The 16,597-nt window shown below is 55.3% G+C and carries 15 protein-coding genes and 1 tRNA gene; 7 read left to right on the forward strand and 9 right to left on the reverse strand.

The window, feature by feature from the left end; all coding sequences use genetic code 11:
• Positions 1-127 precede the first annotated feature (127 nt).
• From N5C09_RS05015 to N5C09_RS05025, 3 genes are all read right to left on the reverse strand, one after another.
• Positions 128-2,311, reverse strand: a complete 2,184-nt coding sequence (locus N5C09_RS05015; protein WP_279748583.1) for a TonB-dependent siderophore receptor — start codon at positions 2,309-2,311, stop codon at positions 128-130.
• A 218-nt stretch (positions 2,312-2,529) separates the two neighbouring features.
• On the reverse strand, positions 2,530-2,805 hold the full coding sequence (yahO, locus tag N5C09_RS05020) for a DUF1471 family periplasmic protein YahO (protein WP_022647318.1): 276 nt from the start codon (positions 2,803-2,805) through the stop codon (positions 2,530-2,532).
• 237 nt (positions 2,806-3,042) lie between these two features.
• Positions 3,043-3,119, reverse strand: a tRNA-Arg gene (locus tag N5C09_RS05025).
• A 303-nt stretch (positions 3,120-3,422) separates the two neighbouring features.
• On the opposite strand from N5C09_RS05025, the gene N5C09_RS05030 reads away from it, so the two are divergent.
• The 3 genes from N5C09_RS05030 to fimZ all read left to right on the forward strand — a co-directional run bounded on the left by N5C09_RS05030 (position 3,423) and on the right by fimZ (position 6,267).
• Complete coding sequence (locus N5C09_RS05030) at positions 3,423-4,085, forward strand: EAL domain-containing protein (protein ID WP_063868950.1); 663 nt, start codon at positions 3,423-3,425, stop codon at positions 4,083-4,085.
• Between the two features lie 24 nt (positions 4,086-4,109).
• A complete protein-coding gene (locus N5C09_RS05035; RefSeq protein ID WP_107534840.1) occupies positions 4,110-4,826 on the forward strand; it encodes a LuxR C-terminal-related transcriptional regulator in 717 nt (238 codons plus the stop codon).
• An 808-nt stretch (positions 4,827-5,634) separates the two neighbouring features.
• Positions 5,635-6,267 (forward strand): fimbria biosynthesis transcriptional regulator FimZ, encoded by a 633-nt coding sequence (gene fimZ, locus N5C09_RS05040; protein WP_063451623.1) that lies wholly within the window; start codon positions 5,635-5,637, stop codon positions 6,265-6,267.
• 50 nt (positions 6,268-6,317) lie between these two features.
• Here fimZ and sfmF read toward each other — a convergent pair whose 3' ends face one another.
• From sfmF to fimA, 6 genes are all read right to left on the reverse strand, one after another.
• The gene (gene sfmF / locus N5C09_RS05045; protein ID WP_063868955.1) at positions 6,318-6,839 is read right to left on the reverse strand and encodes a fimbria assembly protein; all 522 of its coding nucleotides are present in this window, start codon (positions 6,837-6,839) and stop codon (positions 6,318-6,320) included.
• A gap of 9 nt (positions 6,840-6,848) precedes the next feature.
• On the reverse strand, positions 6,849-7,856 hold the full coding sequence (gene fimH, locus N5C09_RS05050) for a type 1 fimbria D-mannose specific adhesin FimH (RefSeq protein ID WP_279748584.1): 1,008 nt from the start codon (positions 7,854-7,856) through the stop codon (positions 6,849-6,851).
• Positions 7,849-10,407 (reverse strand): fimbrial biogenesis usher protein, encoded by a 2,559-nt coding sequence (locus N5C09_RS05055; RefSeq protein ID WP_279748585.1) that lies wholly within the window; start codon positions 10,405-10,407, stop codon positions 7,849-7,851. Before N5C09_RS05055 ends, fimH begins: the two co-directional genes overlap by 8 nt.
• A gap of 14 nt (positions 10,408-10,421) precedes the next feature.
• On the reverse strand, positions 10,422-11,114 hold the full coding sequence (gene fimC / locus N5C09_RS05060) for a type 1 fimbria chaperone FimC (RefSeq protein WP_279748586.1): 693 nt from the start codon (positions 11,112-11,114) through the stop codon (positions 10,422-10,424).
• 34 nt (positions 11,115-11,148) lie between these two features.
• The gene (fimI, locus tag N5C09_RS05065; protein WP_063451628.1) at positions 11,149-11,691 is read right to left on the reverse strand and encodes a type 1 fimbrial protein subunit FimI; all 543 of its coding nucleotides are present in this window, start codon (positions 11,689-11,691) and stop codon (positions 11,149-11,151) included.
• A 69-nt stretch (positions 11,692-11,760) separates the two neighbouring features.
• On the reverse strand, positions 11,761-12,324 hold the full coding sequence (gene fimA, locus N5C09_RS05070) for a type 1 fimbrial major subunit FimA (protein WP_074161078.1): 564 nt from the start codon (positions 12,322-12,324) through the stop codon (positions 11,761-11,763).
• A gap of 309 nt (positions 12,325-12,633) precedes the next feature.
• On the opposite strand from fimA, the gene folD reads away from it, so the two are divergent.
• The 4 genes from folD (at position 12,634) to malI (ending at position 16,597) form a co-directional block, all read left to right on the forward strand.
• Positions 12,634-13,500: a bifunctional methylenetetrahydrofolate dehydrogenase/methenyltetrahydrofolate cyclohydrolase FolD gene (gene folD / locus N5C09_RS05075; protein ID WP_279748587.1), complete on the forward strand. Its 867-nt coding sequence runs from the start codon at positions 12,634-12,636 to the stop codon at positions 13,498-13,500.
• Positions 13,501-13,502: 2 nt separating this feature from the next.
• A complete protein-coding gene (gene ybcJ / locus N5C09_RS05080) occupies positions 13,503-13,715 on the forward strand; it encodes a ribosome-associated protein YbcJ (protein ID WP_063451631.1) in 213 nt (70 codons plus the stop codon).
• 282 nt (positions 13,716-13,997) lie between these two features.
• Positions 13,998-15,497 carry a PTS transporter subunit EIIC gene (locus N5C09_RS05085; protein WP_063451632.1) on the forward strand — a complete coding sequence of 500 codons (1,500 nt, stop codon included), beginning with the start codon at positions 13,998-14,000 and terminating at the stop codon, positions 15,495-15,497.
• Positions 15,498-15,580: 83 nt separating this feature from the next.
• Positions 15,581-16,597 (forward strand): Mal regulon transcriptional regulator MalI, encoded by a 1,017-nt coding sequence (gene malI / locus N5C09_RS05090; protein ID WP_131636105.1) that lies wholly within the window; start codon positions 15,581-15,583, stop codon positions 16,595-16,597.

Raw genomic sequence — 16,597 nt, forward strand, 5'->3', positions numbered from 1 at the left:
GCGGCTTCCTGTCATTGGCCAAGAGGTAAAAGAGTTGGCGACCAGTGTAAGAAGCTTTTGTTACAATTTTATAACACGATAACGAGGGGATTGGGGCGTCCCTGCCCCGGATAACGAGGTGGAACGCTTAGAACTCGTAGCCCACCGAGACCTTAAAGGTTCGCGGCTCGCCCTGAGTGATGTAGGTACCGGAATCGTCCACGCTTGACCAGTAGTTTTCGTTGGTCACGTTGTCGATGCCTGCGCGCACCGTCATCTGGTTTTCATTGTGGTTTACCGCGAATCGATAGCGCATGCCCAGATCCAGCGTGGTGTAGCTGTCCAGCTTTTTGCTGTTCGCGAGATCGGCATACTGCGTGCCGGAGTGGTTAACGCGCGCGGTGGCCGTCAGCCCCTCAATCGGCCTGATATCGTACTCCGCGCCCAGCACGGCGTAGAAGTTCGGAATACCGATCGCATCGTTCCCCTGATTCACGCCGTTTTTGGTTTTGGTCAGCTCGGCCTGGAGCCAGGTGGCGCTGGCATTCAGACGCATCCCCAGCATGGGCTCGCCGAAGACGTTCAGCTCCACGCCACGGTTGCGCTGTTCAGCGTCCAGGCCAAAGTGTCCGCTGTCGTCGAGGATCGCCGACGGCATTTTGATTTCAAACAGCGCCAGGGAGCCGCCCACGCGGCCAAAGTCTGCCTTCACGCCCACTTCATTCTGCTTAGAGTGAACGATACCGGTGCTCTGGCCGTAGTTGGTGGCGGTGTTAGGTGCGGTTTCACCGGGCTGTAACGCTTCGGTATGGTTAGCGTAAAGGGAGATTTCCTCCCACGGTTTGTAGACCACGCCGTAGGTTGGCATCCAGCGGCTGCCGTCGAAACCGTCCGCGTCGTTTTCCGCGCCGGTGATTTTGTTGTACCCGCGAATAACCACCTTCTGATGGCGCGCGCCGGCGGTGAACAGCAATTTATCATCCAGCACGCCCAGGGTGTCGCTCAGCAGCCAGCCCTGGGTACGGGTGCGCCCGCTGGTCAGCGGATCGCTGTATTTGCCGCCTGAGCCGCTGAAGTTGGTGCTGTCCGGCATAGCCACGCCGGTGTTGTGGTAGATGTTGGTGGTCGGGTTATCCTTCGTCGCCGACATCTTCCACGCAATCTTTTCGTTTTTGGTCATCGCGGAATAGCCGACGTTGACCTTGTGCGAAACGAAACCGGTATTGAAGTTACCGCGAATGCCCGCCATCCCGCTGACGGAATCGCTGATGCGGTTGGTGTCGAGACGGCTGACCGTTGCGTTACCGCTCTTGTCCACCAGCTTCGGCGCGCTGTAGATCCCTTCTTCGTGCGCGTGCTGCGCGCCGAGGCCGGTATAGGCGGTCCAGCTGTCGGTGATGTCATACTCGCTGCGCCACATCCCGAACTCGTTTTCGATATCGCTGTAGGCCCACTTCTGCGAGAAGTTGCGATCGTTTTTCGGCGGTTCAGGCACGAAATCCACCGCCGAGATGTTGACGCTGGTCGGGCTGCCGTGGAAGGTTTTCTTCTGATAGCCGAGATCCAGCGAGGTGCGGAAACGGTCGCCTTTGTAGTCCAGACCGGTGGAGAGCAGCGTGGTGCGGCGGCGGTCGTTCGGTACGCCGGTTTCGCCTTCACGATGCACGAGGTTCACGCGCGCGCCGAACTGGTCGTTATCGCCAAAGCGACGCCCCGCATCCAGCGTGGTGCCGATCTGGGAATCCGAGGTGTAGTCCACGCCCACTTTCGCCTGCGGGGTGTCGCCCGCGTGTTTAGGCTCAAGGTTGATCATTCCGCCCACGCCCGAGCTTGCTGCGCCGTTCATCAGGGCGTTTGCCCCTTTGAAGATCTCAATGCGGTCAACCATCTGGGCATCCACCACCTGACGCGGCAACACGCCGGAGAGGCCACCGAAGGTCATGTCGTCGCCGTCAAACTTCAGGCCGCGAATGCGGAAGGTTTCCGCACTGTTGCCGTAACCCTGCACAAACTGCACGCCCGCGTCGTTCGCGACTACGTCAGCAATGGTTTTTGCCTGCTGATCTTCCACCAGCTTCGAGGTGTAGCTGATGATGTTGAACGGCACGTCCATGGCGTTCTGCTGACCGAGCATCCCCATACGTCCGCCATTGGCCACCTGCCCGTCAAGGAAGGCAGGCACCAGCTGGTCACCGCCGGGTTTAAAATCACTTCCCGCGGTGGACTGGACAACGATGGTGTCTTCTTTTTTTTCATCCGCCGCAAAGGCGGAGTGGGTAACCGCGCCAATGGCAATCGCCAGCAGCGTTTTGTGCATTGTGGTGTTGTTCATAGTTAACTCGTTTAACGTGCGCGCAAAAATGACCCGTTATCGGGCCTTAGAATTTATTAAAAGAAATGCAAATGAGAACTATACGTATTATCCATGCGTTATCAAGCGTCAACGCGCGTTTCTTTCTGTGTAAACGGTGAAAGTAAAACGGGAGGGTATGCAGGCGGGAGAAAGCGTGACGCACAGCCACCCCGCGTACGGGGGTGGCTGATCAGGCATTATTTTTTCTTGTAGATATCGGCGGTGCCGTGAATTTTGTTGTTGGTGTTACCGGAGGTCAGCACCAGCACATCAGCGCCTTCTTTATCGGCTTTCTCGACCAGCTCTTTTTTCGCATCATCGACAGAGACTTCGTTAGCGGTGCTCACGGTACCGATTTTTTCGTACTGCGATTCAACTTTTTCGAATTCGTTTTTTGTCATCATTTCAGCCGCAAAGGCATTGGTGGTAAACAGAAACGCGGTGCCCAACAAAATAGCAGTCGTTTTTTTCATAACCTTTTTCCTTGAGATTAATGAGCAACTACGAAAAGGCCCCACGCGAAACGGTGAGGTGTAATGAGCATGGTAGAGGAACGGCAAAAATGCCATAGCGTAAGAAAAATACTGTTATAACAGTCAATTATGCTGTCAAAAATGTGAATTAACGCTTTTTTTGAGGTTGTTGTCCCAAATATGTCCAACAGCGGAAATCAGGAGAATGTGAAGGAGGCTTAAGTGTATGATATTTAATGGCACGCCCTGTAGGATTCGAACCTACGACCTACGGCTTAGAAGGCCGTTGCTCTATCCAACTGAGCTAAGGGCGCACGGAGAAGAGTATACTTCGCGGTGGTGAAACGCATGGAATTATACGGTCAATGCGTAGTGAGTCAATGCCTTTTCCGCCTTCTCTGCCGATAATGACTAGCTGATTGTAAATACGGCTGTTTTTTCAACATTTATGCTCCTTTTAAGGGCTGCGAAAAGGCTTAGCCGCTTTTAAGTAACGCCTGCTGTTTTCCTGTTTACTTCGCCGTCACACTGTCCTGCGGTATCCCGGCCACCTGGAGGCTGGAAGTGAACAGGACGACGGAGTGACAGCGCCAGACCAGACAGGTTTCCCCTCGTGCGTGCAGCACATCTCACGCGACATTACAGGCATCAAGCTTGAACCCATTGTCGCCCTCTCCTCTTCCCGCACAATTGGGGCCGAAGTGCTCAGCGTGCTGTCACCGCATCAGCAAAGCGAAGACTTTTTCCGCGACTGGTCCGCCGCCCGGGCGCTTATGCTGCTGGAAGCCCAGATCGCTGCGTTAAAAAACCCCTCTCCCTGTGACAACCTTTTCATAAATGTGCCGATAACCGTTCTGACCATCCCGGATATGTTCCAGCGCTTACTGCAACTTAACAGCCCACCGCTGAACATTGAACTCGTGGAGCCCGCCTCGTTCTTTTCCCTCTCAGACCCGACACGTCTGAGGGTAAGTTGTGCGCTTCAGCAGTTGACGGCGCAGGGGCATCGGATCTGGCTGGATGATATTGATGAAGCGTCAGGGCGCGCATTTTTATCCTGCCGTCTGCCGTTAAGCGGAATCAAAATCGATAAGATGGCTTTCTGGCGACTACGTGCAACGCCAGCGCTGACGCAGCTGGTCGGTCTTTGTTCAAAAATTGCTGCCAATGTGCTTATAGAAGGCATTGAAACAGAAAAGGATCGTGAGTGTGCGCTTCAGGCTGGCGCGCGCTTCGGTCAGGGATATTATTGGCCATCCTGGAGATGGCAGGAGGACTGAACGGTCATCGCCAAGAGGGAAGCTATGCGAATGACAGTACGCCGTTACCGGCGTCGTCGGACAGGAAGTGATTCACTGGGTTCTACGCACTCGCCTTTTGCTCTCCCATTTTTTGATCGTCTCGAATATTTGAGCCAGTCAATCAACCAGACCCGCAAAACCGATGCTCCCTTTATCGTTCTGGTCACACAGGATAACTTTTTCCGTTCCGGTTTTCTGAGCGGGCATTCGCCCCTGAGCAATTGCTGCGACTACTCCACGCTGGAAGCAGCCCTCAGCGATTTGAATCAATGGCCTTCATCACGTCTGGTGGTAGACGTAGAGAGCCGCGCCTCGCCGCTGATTGACCTGCTGGACCGATTACGACGCCACAGCCTGTACCCTCCCTTCCTCACCCCCTACCTGCTCATCCGCGCCGATGATTACGATACACGCCTGTTTTGCAAAGCGGCTGGCCCTTTTCACGTGCTTGAACGGCAGCTTTCGGCGCTGGCTATGCAACAAACGTTGCTGGAGCCGCCGTCTCCCGTCGGCCACCGGAAAGAGTGGTTTTCCAGGGAAGAATGGCCAATCTTACAAGCGCTGTCGCAGGGTCGCTCCCTGCGTCAGATCGCGCAGATACAGAACCGTCCCTATAGCCGCATTATTTACCGTCTCAGCTGCATTCTGGCGAAACTTGGGCTGAACCATCGTCACGAGTTGCTACATCTTCTCAACAACCTCTCAGATTTCACGTATTAACGTATTCAATAACCCCTTAATTCCTAAAGACCTTTAGGAAAATACTTAGGATATATGTTAAATTTTTGTGTTTTTTAACAAAACTATCGATTTTATAACTATTCCTAATTCTTCGCCCTCAACCGCGCGAAATGCTGTTTATCTGCTCAATCAGAGTACTTTTATCCAGGCGTTAAGGACCTGACGTTTTCGTTAACAGAGTGATAATGGTGTAAAAACAAGCGATTTACGTGTAAATAAACGCGATGAGAGGTGAAAAAAACAGCAGATAGTGCTGTTCATACGCCGGGATCTTAAGCCTGGCCTAAGGTGTTTATAAAGGGGCGATGACGTGCGAAAGCGCGGATATCAGGGGTGGCGAGCGGGCAGGATGACCTCCGTCACAGACTGCGTATTGTTAACATTTTAGCAACATACAGTAATATCGTTTATTTTTTGTTATTACATAAAGATGAAAGTGTGTGGTAAATGCAATATCAGGACATTTTTGCTAAATTTAAAAAGGTAGCGATTCAGATCCAGAAGATAATAATCAGCAATATATGGATATTAATTTACAGGCTTTTCGGACATTACTTAAACGGTATAATAAGACGTGTTTGACACACTAATAAGAAAAATCATTTTGCCATAACCAGCCTTATGAGATAACTGCGCTGAGGCATCGATATCACACTACGTAAACAAGGATGCTTTCGCTCTTCCCCGGGACATTTACCGTAGAAGGATCTGCGCAATTATCCTTCCGGCTTTTCGAGAGTTTTTACAAAACTCAGCATAACGCTTTTAACAATCTGAGGCATAAAAAATGAAACCGGCATCCGTTATCATTATGGACGAACACCCTATCGTCAGAATGTCGATAGAAGTCCTGCTACAGAAAAATAAAAACATCCAGGTAAAACTGAAGTCAGGCGACAGCCACGAAGTGCTTGACTGTATACGCAACCACCCTATCGACCTGGTCATTCTGGATATTGAAATGACGGGCACCGATGGGTTCGTATTATTAAAAAGAATCAGGAACTTAAACAAAGACATTAAGGTGCTTTTCCTCTCTTCAAAATCAGAAGCCTTCTATGCCGGCCGCGCCATTCGCGCCGGGGCCAATGGTTTTGTCAGCAAGCGAAAAGATTTGGGAGAAATTTATAACGCAGTGGAAATGATACTGATGGGCTATTCTTTTTTCCCGTCAGAAACGTTGAGTTTTATAAATCACCTGGGCTCCCGGACAGGCGCCGCTGTGGATATGCCTTTATCGAATCGTGAGGTGACGGTTTTGCGGTATCTGGCGAACGGATTATCTAATAAGGAGATTGCCGATCAATTATTACTTAGCAACAAAACAATTAGCGCCCATAAGTCTAATATCTTTTCGAAGCTGGGCGTGCAAAGTATCGTTGAATTAATTGATTACGCGAAAGCGCACGAATTATTGTAACCCGACACTCTCCCTGCAACGGATAACCGTTACAGGGAGAGTGGATTTAATTAATTATAATTAATCATGAACGTTGCATCGGCGTCAGCCCGGCCCGGCTGCGGATTATCCGCCGTGGCGATATAATTGGCATAAAATGACAGCTCTGCATTTCCCTGCGCATCCACCGATACCGTCTTGCTGGCCTGCTGCAAGGCGAGGCGCGTTTTATCCCGGTCGAGGATCTCCACGGCCACGTTGCTGGCCGCGCTGGCATCATTCAGCGCCAGCAGGCTGTTATCATGCCCGTCAACCTTCCCCGTAAACGTGACCGAAGCCGCCCCGGGAGGGCATCCGGTCAGCTTGAGGGTGAACGGCACGGGCTGCGTGCGGCTTCCCGTAGTGCGAAGCTGTTTCGTTGGCCAGGTGCCGAGCGTGACGGTCTTATTGCTGTCGTCCCCCTCCGCCACGCAGGTAAAGTCCACAATATTGCCGTAAAGCTGAATGTTAATTTCCCCAAGCGCCGTCTCTGCATGCGCATGTGCGCAAAGCGTCAGGAGCGCCAGAGAGAGATACCGCATCCCGTTTCGCATTCCCGCTCCTTAGTCGTAGTCGACGCGTAGATAGCCGCGAGAGGTAAAGCGCCCCTCGGCAGGTTTTTTACCGGTCACGCTGACGGGCCATGCACGGATCCCAACCTGCGCCTGCGCGCTGTCGTCCAGGCGGAACGGAATTTTGCTGGTCAGGTTGTTCGGCGTCAGCGGCACGCCATTGCTGTTGGCAATCACAAAGCCCACATCCGCGTTATCGGAGACCAGCGTACTGCCTGAAACCTTCTCCGCTTCGACGCGCATCGTGAGCATGGCGTTCGCCTCCACGTTGGTGCATTTTATGCCGATGGTTTTGCTTTGCGCTGAGACCCCCTCCGGCTTATTCCCGATGCCCGCTTTACTGAACAAGGAGGCGCCGATGTCCCCGAAATCGAACTCCACCACATTCCCGGCATTAATTTCACAGCTCTGGGGCACCTGAATGGTCCCGCTGTAGCTGATGGTATAGACCGGCGTGGTGAGCGGATCCGAAGAGGTGGTGGTAACATAAACCCGGAACATGGTCGCTCGCGGGATCACCACCATATTGATAAAGCGCCGGGTCACCTTAAGCCGAAAGACGAGGCTGGAATCCTGAACGCCAAACGGTTTGTTTTTAGACACGTTCGGGTGGCTCCCCATCTGGATGTAGGTTTTGGGGGGATAAAACGTGCCCGCGTAGCTGTCGGTGATTTTCATCGCCCCGTCCAGATAGTCGTTAAGCTTCAGATACTGATAGCCATCGCTGGTGCCCGTGACCGGAAAATCGGTCACATAGCTGCGCTTGGTGGTGTTCCCGGACGTTCCCTTAGGGCAGACGGCGTTTACACCCACCCACTGGGATTTCTCGCTGAGCGTCACCACCTGCCCCACCTGGTTATTGGCGCTGTTGAATTTATCCGTCAGGTCGTAATAGACCTCCGTCGGCACGCCATTTTCATTGACGCAGACGGTGGCGAGCGCGTCAGTTACCGGCAAAAACGCCAGAAGGGATAACCCCAGATAATGGATTTTATTCACAGCGGATCCCCTTAAGTGTGATCGCCTGTTGCAGGCTCTGTTCTGGCAAGCTGTAGGGCGCACGACACTGGGATTGCTTTCCGTCTCCCCACTGAATCAGCAGCTCCCCTTCCAGCGGCAGCCCGCTCAGGTAAATCTGCCCGTCATCGCCCACCATGCTGGTTACGCCGCTCTGCGTCTCACGCACCACCGCACCAAACGGTACGGGCTGGTTATCACGCTTAACGGTGAGCAGCGCGCGCACGCCGATGCGGGTATCGAAGGTGGCGCGCACCAGCGCGCCGTTCGTCGGCACGACGCTGGACACGTTATTTTCAATGTCGGTGTTGTTGCTCATGGTGTTGGTATCAAGCGCCACGCGGTTGTAACGGTACACCGTGGCGTACGGCATCACCGCATAGCCACGCCAGTCGGTTTTCACCCCGGTCTGGTTTTCGACGCTCACGCCCGACGCGCCCGGCGCTTTGATCAGCACGTTGGTATCGCCCAGCGGCTGGCTGAACGTTACGCCGTCGGAATGCCCTACCACGCCGCCGGAAAGCTGCCAGTTGAAATCGTGCTGATCCCGGGTGTAGTTGTAGCCCACGCCCAGCGTGCCGTAGGTGGCCTGCCAGTTGGCGCTGGCGCTGCCGCTTGCGCCGTTATTGCTGGCGTGGCCCTGGGTGACGCTATAGTTCAGGTTGCGATCTTTCAGCAGCGTTCCGCTTATCCCGGTCTGCCAGCTGGTATCACCGTTGCTGTTTCGGCTGGAAGAGGCCGTGGCATAGGCTCTGTCGATCGCGCTATCGCGACGGAAGCCGTGACGGGTGAACAGGCTGAACGGTACGGAGACGTTGAACGAGGCGATACGGTCGGTTCCGTCAATGCCGACGGCCTTGTTCCACGACCAAGATAAGGCATAGCTGACCCCTTTCACCCCGCCCGCATAGCCGAGCTGGTACCAGACGTTGGACTCGCTGGTGCCCCAGTAACTCTGCTGGCTGCCTGAAACGTACACCGAGCCGTAATCGCCGAGAGACTGGGAGATATTGAGCTGGAAACGCCCTTTTTTATTCAGCGTCAGGTTGTGATAGCTCTGCACGTCCGGCACGCCGTCATCATCCTTATCGTCGCCATACTGATAGCCTTCCATTGTGCGCCAGGCCACATCGTCGAGGGTGTAGAAGCCTTTGGTCGAGTAGCGATAGCCCAGCAGCTGGAAGTTGGTGCCGAATCCGTTAAGGGATTTTGCGTACAGGAAACGCAGGGACTGGCCTTCATGGCGGCTGTCATCCGCCAGCTGGCTGCGGGCGTGCGTGAGGTCAAGTGAGACCGCGCCCCAGTCACCGAGGTTTTTCCCCGCGCCAATGGCGATTGCGGTATACCGCGAGGCCAGCTGCGTACCGCCGTACAGCGTGTAGCCGTCGGCAAGGCCGGCAATCATCGTTCCCTGCGTAAAGAACGGCGTGTCCTGCTCGCTGTTGCCGCTGCGATAATCCCCCGCCACCAGATCGTATTTCCAGCGTCCTTCACGCTGGAGCAGCGGTACGGTGGAATACGGTACGGTGTAGCGCTGCTGGCTGCCGTCCTTCTCTTCCACCGTCACCTCAAGGTCACCGCTGGAGGAGGTGGGGTTAAGGTCGGTAATGGCGAAAGCACCCGGCTGCACATAGCTCTGGTAAATCACATAGCCGTTCTGACGAATCACCACTTTGGCAGGGGTGCGGGCGATTCCGCGCACGGTAGGCGCGTAGCCTTGCAGGCTGTCCGGGTACATGCTGTCGGAAGAATAGAGCCGACCGCCGCGAAAACCGACGCTGTCGAAGACATCGTTGCCGGTATTACTGTCGCCGAGCACCAGCTCGCTTTTCAGCGGAATGACCGTACGCTGCGCCCAGGTGCCGATATTTTGCCAGCTGCTGTGCCGCTGGCCGTTGCTTTCGGTATAGCGCCACGCGCCGTTATTGCGTAATCGCCACGCGCCATAGTTCAACCCACTTTGCAGGTTCAGATAGTAGCTGTCGTCTTCGCTGCCCCGGTTGCCGGTAAAGCTGTAGTTCACCAGCGCGGCGGGGATGCCCTCATCCCACTGTTCAGGCGGAATATATCCCCGGGCGCTGTTTTGCATCGCCACCTGAGGCAGGCTGACGTTAAGGCGCAACGAGGCGAAGTTGAACGCCGTTTCGCTGCCGGGAATAGCCGTGGTAAGCGGAACGCAGGTGTCGCCCTGCACGTTGCTGAGCTCCGGGAAGGCGGCGATATTCACGCCAAAGCGATCGAGCATCGCGCGCGTAATACACGGCGACAACCCGCCCGCGACCGGCGGCGTGTTGTCGGCTTGCTCAAACCGCACGTCCTGGGTGCCGATAAATTCATCGTTACGCCAGATATCGACGCGATAGACGCCCGGGGCCTGCTGATGGCCCTTTTCAAAACGCGACAAATCCGCCACGTTCGCCGCGTCATCGGAGAGAAACGCCGGGTTAAAATAGCTGTCGCCCCAGCCAGCGTGTGGCCAGAGCGTTGCCATCAGCGCCAGCGCAACCGGGCAGTAACGCCATTGAGTGTTCATCGCCCTGTCTCTGCTCACAGGCTGACGCTACGCGCCGGCGTAATGGCACCGTAGTCGTTCACGCTCTGCCAGGAGAGCGTGCCGCTCGCGGCGGCGGGCAGTACCTGCTGTGCCGAGCTTTTAGGCGCAACCATCAGGTTATCGAGCGTCTTGCCGCCGAGCTTCAGGTTAACCAGCGTAACGTAATAAGGCGAGGCATTGCTCACCTTAAGGTGGTTGCCGACGCGCTCAAAGCGCAGCTGCGAGAGCGCCTCTTCCGGCGGCATCGCCAGGTTAGCCGGGCGTACAAACAGTTTGATGCGTGACAGAATGGCCAGTTGCAGGACGTTATTGCCGTCCTGGTGCGTTTTGCTGACCGATGGAATCGCTTTGACGTTCATGTAAAAGAGGGATTCGCGATCGGCGGGCAGCGCCGGGCCTGCGTAAATAATGCGCAGCGTATTTTCACTGGCCGGCTCGCTGACAAACAGCGGCGGCGTGACGACAAAGGATTTTTCCTTTTGCCCGCTGGCGTTTTCTATCCACGCGTTAATTAAATAGCGCTCTTGTTTATTGCTGTTGGTGATCGCCAGCGACGTTTGTTTTGCATCGGCCGGATAAATAACGCGCGTCGCGCCCAGCGCAATTCCGCCGGACGCATTTGCGCAGGCAGACATCATCATCAAAATAAAAGTTAAAAACAGTCCAGGTTTAATCAGGGTGTTCATCACAACCGTACCTTTAATAATTAGTTCGCAGGCGTCAGGGATAAATCAACGTAAACCAGACATTCGACTGAATAGTGCCTGGTACCAGGTGTTCGGAAATAGCCCGATAGCGGGCGCTAAAATGAAATGCCAGTTCGCGGGTATCAATGGGTAACCAGCTCACCGCCGTCGCGTTCGGGATGATTTGCCGTTGCTGTTCGTCAAAAAGCGCCAGCCCGACACCGCTGCTGACCGCGTTTTCCCCTGGCCGCGATGTCGCCAGGAAAACCTGCGGATCTTCTGCCGGTGTGACGCCCTGGAACTGGATCCCTACGGTGCGGGAGACGTCCACGCTACAATCCAGCAGACGTACGGTGAAAGGCACGTTAACCGTGGAAAAGCTGCCGACGCCGGAAAAGGCGTTTGTGCGGTATTGCCCCATATCCACGCGCATATTCTGGCTGTCCGGGGCCACCGCGCAGCCGCCGTTGACCAGCTCTCCTCTGAGGTGAACTTTGCCGCCGTCGATCACCACGGTATGTGCGTTTACCGCTGAGGCAACGGCAAGGGCGCACAGCAATATCCCAGTCCTTGTCATCCTTCGCTCCCGGTATAAGCGATTAAAAGACCTCTTCCCTGAGGCCAACCACATCCCTGTACAAAGGCATTACTCGTATTTCATTACGAATGTTGCGTCCGCGTTTGCCTGGCCTGGCTGGGTGGTCGCAGCCGTAGCTTTATAGCGCGCGGTGAAGTTCAGGGTGTTAGTCCCTTCAATCAGGCTCTGTGCCGCAGAGAAGGTGGCACCGTCCGGGGTCAGCGTGGTGGATTTGCTGTCGAGGATCTCAATGCCCACGCCCTTCGCGGAGTTGTCGTTGTTACCGGAGGTTACCGCCAGCAGGGTTTTGTCGGTGGCGTCGATCTGGCCGGTGAACGCAACAGCAGCGGTTTTCGCTACCGCAGGATCGCAGTCGTTCAGTTCGATGGTGAACGGAATATTGGAGGTGGTGTCACCCACTTTAGTGAATTTCGCGGTACGGTACTGGCCGAGATTAACGGTCTGCTCAGAAGAGTCAGTATTTACTGAACACGCGGCATTGACTAATTCACCTTTAAAATGCACCGTACCACCGTTAACAGATACAGGCGTTACAGGATCTTCTGCGTGAGCGGCACCCGCGACCAGGGCCAGAGTTGCAATAACAGTAGAAGCAATGTTGCTGAGTTTCATGTCTATTCCTTTAAAATGTAAATAACCCTTCCCGCACATATTCGGGAATAAGAAATACGTTCAATTAAAAAATTGAAGGCTTATTTCGGAGAAGACAAAGTAGCTCAGTAATCTATTTTGTAATATGTCAAAACGCTGCCATTTTGCCAGGTCACATCCTAATCCCCCCTAAGAAATTGGCCATGCCCTGAGAAGGGGTTTTGCAGGCTATCGGTGAAATCTCGTAAAGGGTGACTGACAGCGGCGCTCGCTTCTGACAAAATACAGGCAATCCCCCCTTCTAACGTTACAGACGGAATCTTCTCTCTGATGGCAGCAAAGATTATTGACGGTAAAACGATTGCGCAGCAGGTGCGCTCTGAGGTTGCGGAAAAAGTGAAGGCGCGTACAGCCGCTGGATTTCGCGCGCCAGGGCTGGCCGTTGTGCTGGTTGGCAGCAACCCGGCTTCGCAAATTTATGTCGGCAGCAAGCGCAAAGCGTGTGAAGAGGTAGGCTTCGTCTCCCGCTCCTACGATCTGCCGGAAACCACCAGCGAAGCGGAGCTGCTGGAACTGATTGACGCCCTGAATGCCGATAAAGCAATCGACGGCATCCTGGTTCAGCTGCCGCTGCCTGCGGGCATTGACAACGTAAAGGTGCTGGAGCGCATCGCACCGGACAAAGACGTTGACGGTTTCCACCCGTATAACGTGGGCCGCCTGTGCCAGCGCGCGCCGCGCCTGCGTCCGTGCACTCCGCGCGGCATCGTGACGCTGCTGGAGCGTTATAACATCGACACCTACGGCCTGAACGCCGTGGTGATTGGCGCCTCCAACATCGTGGGCCGCCCGATGAGCATGGAGCTGTTGCTGGCGGGCTGCACCACCACCGTGACCCACCGCTTCACTAAAAACCTGCGTCACCACGTAGAAAACGCCGATCTGCTGATCGTCGCGGTCGGCAAGCCGGGCTTTATTCCGGGCGAGTGGATTAAAGAGGGCGCCATCGTCGTGGACGTGGGTATTAACCGTCTGGAAAACGGCAAAGTGGTCGGCGACGTGGTGTATGAAGATGCCGCGGCGCGCGCATCTTACATTACCCCGGTCCCGGGCGGCGTAGGCCCGATGACGGTAGCAACACTGATTCAAAATACCTTGCAGGCGTGCGAGGAGTATCACGACGTAGAGGACGCGTAATCATGGCAACTTTTTCTTTAGGTAAACACCCGCACGTTGAGCTGTGCGATCTGCTGAAGCTGGAAGGCTGGAGCGAAAGCGGCGCGCAGGCGAAAATCGTTATCGCCGACGGGCAGGTGAAAGTGGACGGCGTGGTGGAAACCCGCAAGCGCTGCAAAATTGTCGCGGGTCAGACCGTGAGTTTTGCAGGACAAAGCGTGACCGTGACGGCGTAAGCCGTTTGATGCCCGGTAGCGCTGCGCTTACCGGGCCTACGTACTGTCTTCGGTTGCAGGCCGGGTAAGGCGAAGCCGCCACCCGGCAATTTCTGTCTCTATCCCCTCACACCCATCGCGGTTATTTATCGATCAACTTCAAATAATCATTATTTCATCTGTTGAAAGATGAGAATTCAGTTGCGCGCTTTTCAGACTTTCCCCACGATGAGTAGAACGTTCTACTAAAACGTTCTACTAACAATAACAGCGCGAAAAAAGCGCTATTCGGGGGAAATCAGCATGAGTCTGATATCAGGGTTTGTTAAATCGTTGTCTAAGCTGTCTATGATTGGCCGCGCCTTAATGCTGCCAATTTCACTGCTTCCCGCTGCGGGCCTGCTGCTGGCCTTCGGCGATAAGTTCCACCTGCCGCTGATGATGAACGCCGGCGGGGTTATCTTTGATAACCTGCCGATGCTGTTCGCCATCGGCTCTGCTGTCGGTCTGGCCTCGGAATCCGGTATTGCCGCACTCTCTGCGGCGGTCTCGGTGTTTGTCACCAATATCACCATCAGCACGGTGCTGAGCATTACGCCGGAAATGGCCTCTCAGGGCGGGAAATACGCCATGGTGGTCGGCATCCCGACGTTGCAGATGGGCGTCTTCGGCGGCCTTATTTGCGGCATTCTCGCGGCCTGGTGCTATAACCGCTTCCACACCATGCAGCTGCCGGAGTTCCTTGGCTTCTTCTCCGGGAAGCGCTTTGTGGCGATCGCGACAGCGTTTCTGTCGTTCCTGCTCGGCCTGCTGCTGCCCTACGTCTGGCAGCATATTCAGTCCGGGATCGACGCCCTGTCCGTGGTGGTGAACGGCGATAACCAGGCGGCCTCGACCTTTATCTTCGGGCTGGTGGAGCGCGCGCTGATCCCGCTCGGCCTGCACCATATCTGGTATCCCTCCTTCTGGTATTCGTTTGGGGATTACACCACTCAGGCGGGTCAGGTGATCCACGGTGACCAGACCATCTGGTTCAAGATGCTCGAAGAGGGGGTAAAATCTTTCAGCAGCGACACCTACCAGAACGCCGGGAAATTCATGCAGGGCGAGTTCCCGCTGATGCTGTTCGCGCTGCCAGCGGCGTGCCTGGCGATGTACCACGAAGCGCACACGAAGAATAAGAAAATCGCGGCCGGTATTCTGTTCTCTGCGGCGCTGACCTGTTTCCTGACGGGGATCACCGAGCCGGTGGAGTTCACCTTTATCTTCGTGGCCCCCATCCTTTACGTCTTCAACGCCATCATGGCGGGGCTGGCGTATATGGCCATGTACCTGATGCATGCGCATATTGCCAAATCGTTCTCCGCAGGCTTTATCGACTACCTGTCGTTCGGGATCCTGCCGTCGTTTAACGGCTATCAGACCAACTTCCTGAGCGCCATTATCATCGGCATTCCGATGGCGCTGATTTACTACTTCACCTTCCGCTTCGTGATCCGCCGTTTCGACGTAAAAACGCCGGGGCGCACCGAAGTCACCGCCAGTGCGAATGACAAGTCCGATTCCGAACTTGCCACCGAAATCATCGGCCTGCTGGGCGGTGCGCAGAACATTGATTCCGTCGGCTCCTGCATCACCCGCCTGCGTCTGGAAGTGGCGAAGAGCGATGCGGTGGACAGAGAGGGCCTGAACGGGCTTGGCGCGCGCGGCGTAGTGTTCGTGGGCGACAACGGTATACAGGTGATTTTCGGGGCCAGAGCACAGTTTATCGCCCAGACCATGTCCACCATGATTGGCAAATAATAAGATGCCTGAAGAAGGCGTCTCCTGTACGCTGAGGGGCGCCTCTTATCTGGCTGATAATCGGTAAATTTCAGGGAGCGGTTTTGAAGAAAGTCAGCATTATTGATGTTGCAAAGCATGCGGGCGTGTCGGTTTCTACCGTTTCGCTGGTGCTGCGCCAGAAAGGGAAGATCTCAGAGGCGACGATCGGGAAGGTCAATGCCGCCATCACAACGCTGGGCTATGTTCATAACGTCGCCGCTGCCAACCTTCGCGCCAACACCTCCAACTTAATCGGCCTGATCCTGCGCGACTTCAGCGACAGCTTTTCCATCAAAGTGATGGCGAGCATCGTTCAGGAGCTGGAGAAACAGGGTTATATGGTTTTTCTCGGTCAGCCGCTGAACGACGGCGAACATCTGGAACGCACCCTGCTGTCGTTTAAGCAGCAGGGCGTCGCGGGCGTCATCTACCTGGCGTCGGATACCCGCGCCGCCGCTCTCCCGGAACACATTCGCCACTGCCCGCTGCCGCTTGTCGCGGTTTCGCAGTCGTTGCTGGAAGAGAAATGCAACCTGGTGATGCGCGATAACCGTCAGGCGGCGAACCTGGCCGCGCGGTATCTTATCGAGCGCGGGCACCGCAACATCGCCTACATCGGCGGGCGCGACGGGTGTCGTATCCGCGAGCAGCGCCTGCTCGGTTTTCGCAGCGCGATGACGCAGAACGGGCTGGTCTGGCGTGAGGAATATTCTCCCGCCTGCACCGATGACACGCAGGCGGCGGCCATGGCGACCCGCCAGCTGCTGGAGAAGAACAATACGATTACCGCCCTGCTCTGCCACTCGCCGGATGCGATGCTCGGTTCAATATCCGGCATTCACCAGGTGGGGCGCACGGTGGGTAAAGATGTTTTCCTGACTCAGCAGGTGGCGCTGATCGGCTTTGAAGATATGCTTCACGTAAACCTCACGTCGCCGTCACTGACTTACGTTTCGTCAGCCAGCGAAGAGACAGGCCGCCAGGCGGCGGGGCTGATGATCCGAAGGCTGAAAGAGCCGGATCTGCAAACCCAGCGCATTACCCTCTCCGGGCAGCTTATCGCGCGGGAATCGGCGTAA

It is taken from the genome of Enterobacter sp. GD03975 (assembly GCF_029838645.1).
In the GTDB taxonomy this organism is placed as follows: Bacteria; Pseudomonadota; Gammaproteobacteria; order Enterobacterales; family Enterobacteriaceae; genus Enterobacter; species Enterobacter quasihormaechei.

Coding starts and splice junctions, on each gene's coding strand:
- fimA (WP_074161078.1), bottom strand. CDS start 12,324: ATGAAACTCAGCAACATTGCTTCTACTGTTATTGCAACTCTGGCCCTG.
- N5C09_RS05035 (WP_107534840.1), top strand. CDS start 4,110: ATGCGAATGACAGTACGCCGTTACCGGCGTCGTCGGACAGGAAGTGAT.
- N5C09_RS05085 (WP_063451632.1), top strand. CDS start 13,998: ATGAGTCTGATATCAGGGTTTGTTAAATCGTTGTCTAAGCTGTCTATG.
- ybcJ (WP_063451631.1), top strand. CDS start 13,503: ATGGCAACTTTTTCTTTAGGTAAACACCCGCACGTTGAGCTGTGCGAT.
- sfmF (WP_063868955.1), bottom strand. CDS start 6,839: ATGCGAAACGGGATGCGGTATCTCTCTCTGGCGCTCCTGACGCTTTGC.
- folD (WP_279748587.1), top strand. CDS start 12,634: ATGGCAGCAAAGATTATTGACGGTAAAACGATTGCGCAGCAGGTGCGC.
- N5C09_RS05055 (WP_279748585.1), bottom strand. CDS start 10,407: ATGAACACTCAATGGCGTTACTGCCCGGTTGCGCTGGCGCTGATGGCA.
- yahO (WP_022647318.1), bottom strand. CDS start 2,805: ATGAAAAAAACGACTGCTATTTTGTTGGGCACCGCGTTTCTGTTTACC.
- fimI (WP_063451628.1), bottom strand. CDS start 11,691: ATGACAAGGACTGGGATATTGCTGTGCGCCCTTGCCGTTGCCTCAGCG.
- fimC (WP_279748586.1), bottom strand. CDS start 11,114: ATGAACACCCTGATTAAACCTGGACTGTTTTTAACTTTTATTTTGATG.
- fimZ (WP_063451623.1), top strand. CDS start 5,635: ATGAAACCGGCATCCGTTATCATTATGGACGAACACCCTATCGTCAGA.
- N5C09_RS05015 (WP_279748583.1), bottom strand. CDS start 2,311: ATGAACAACACCACAATGCACAAAACGCTGCTGGCGATTGCCATTGGC.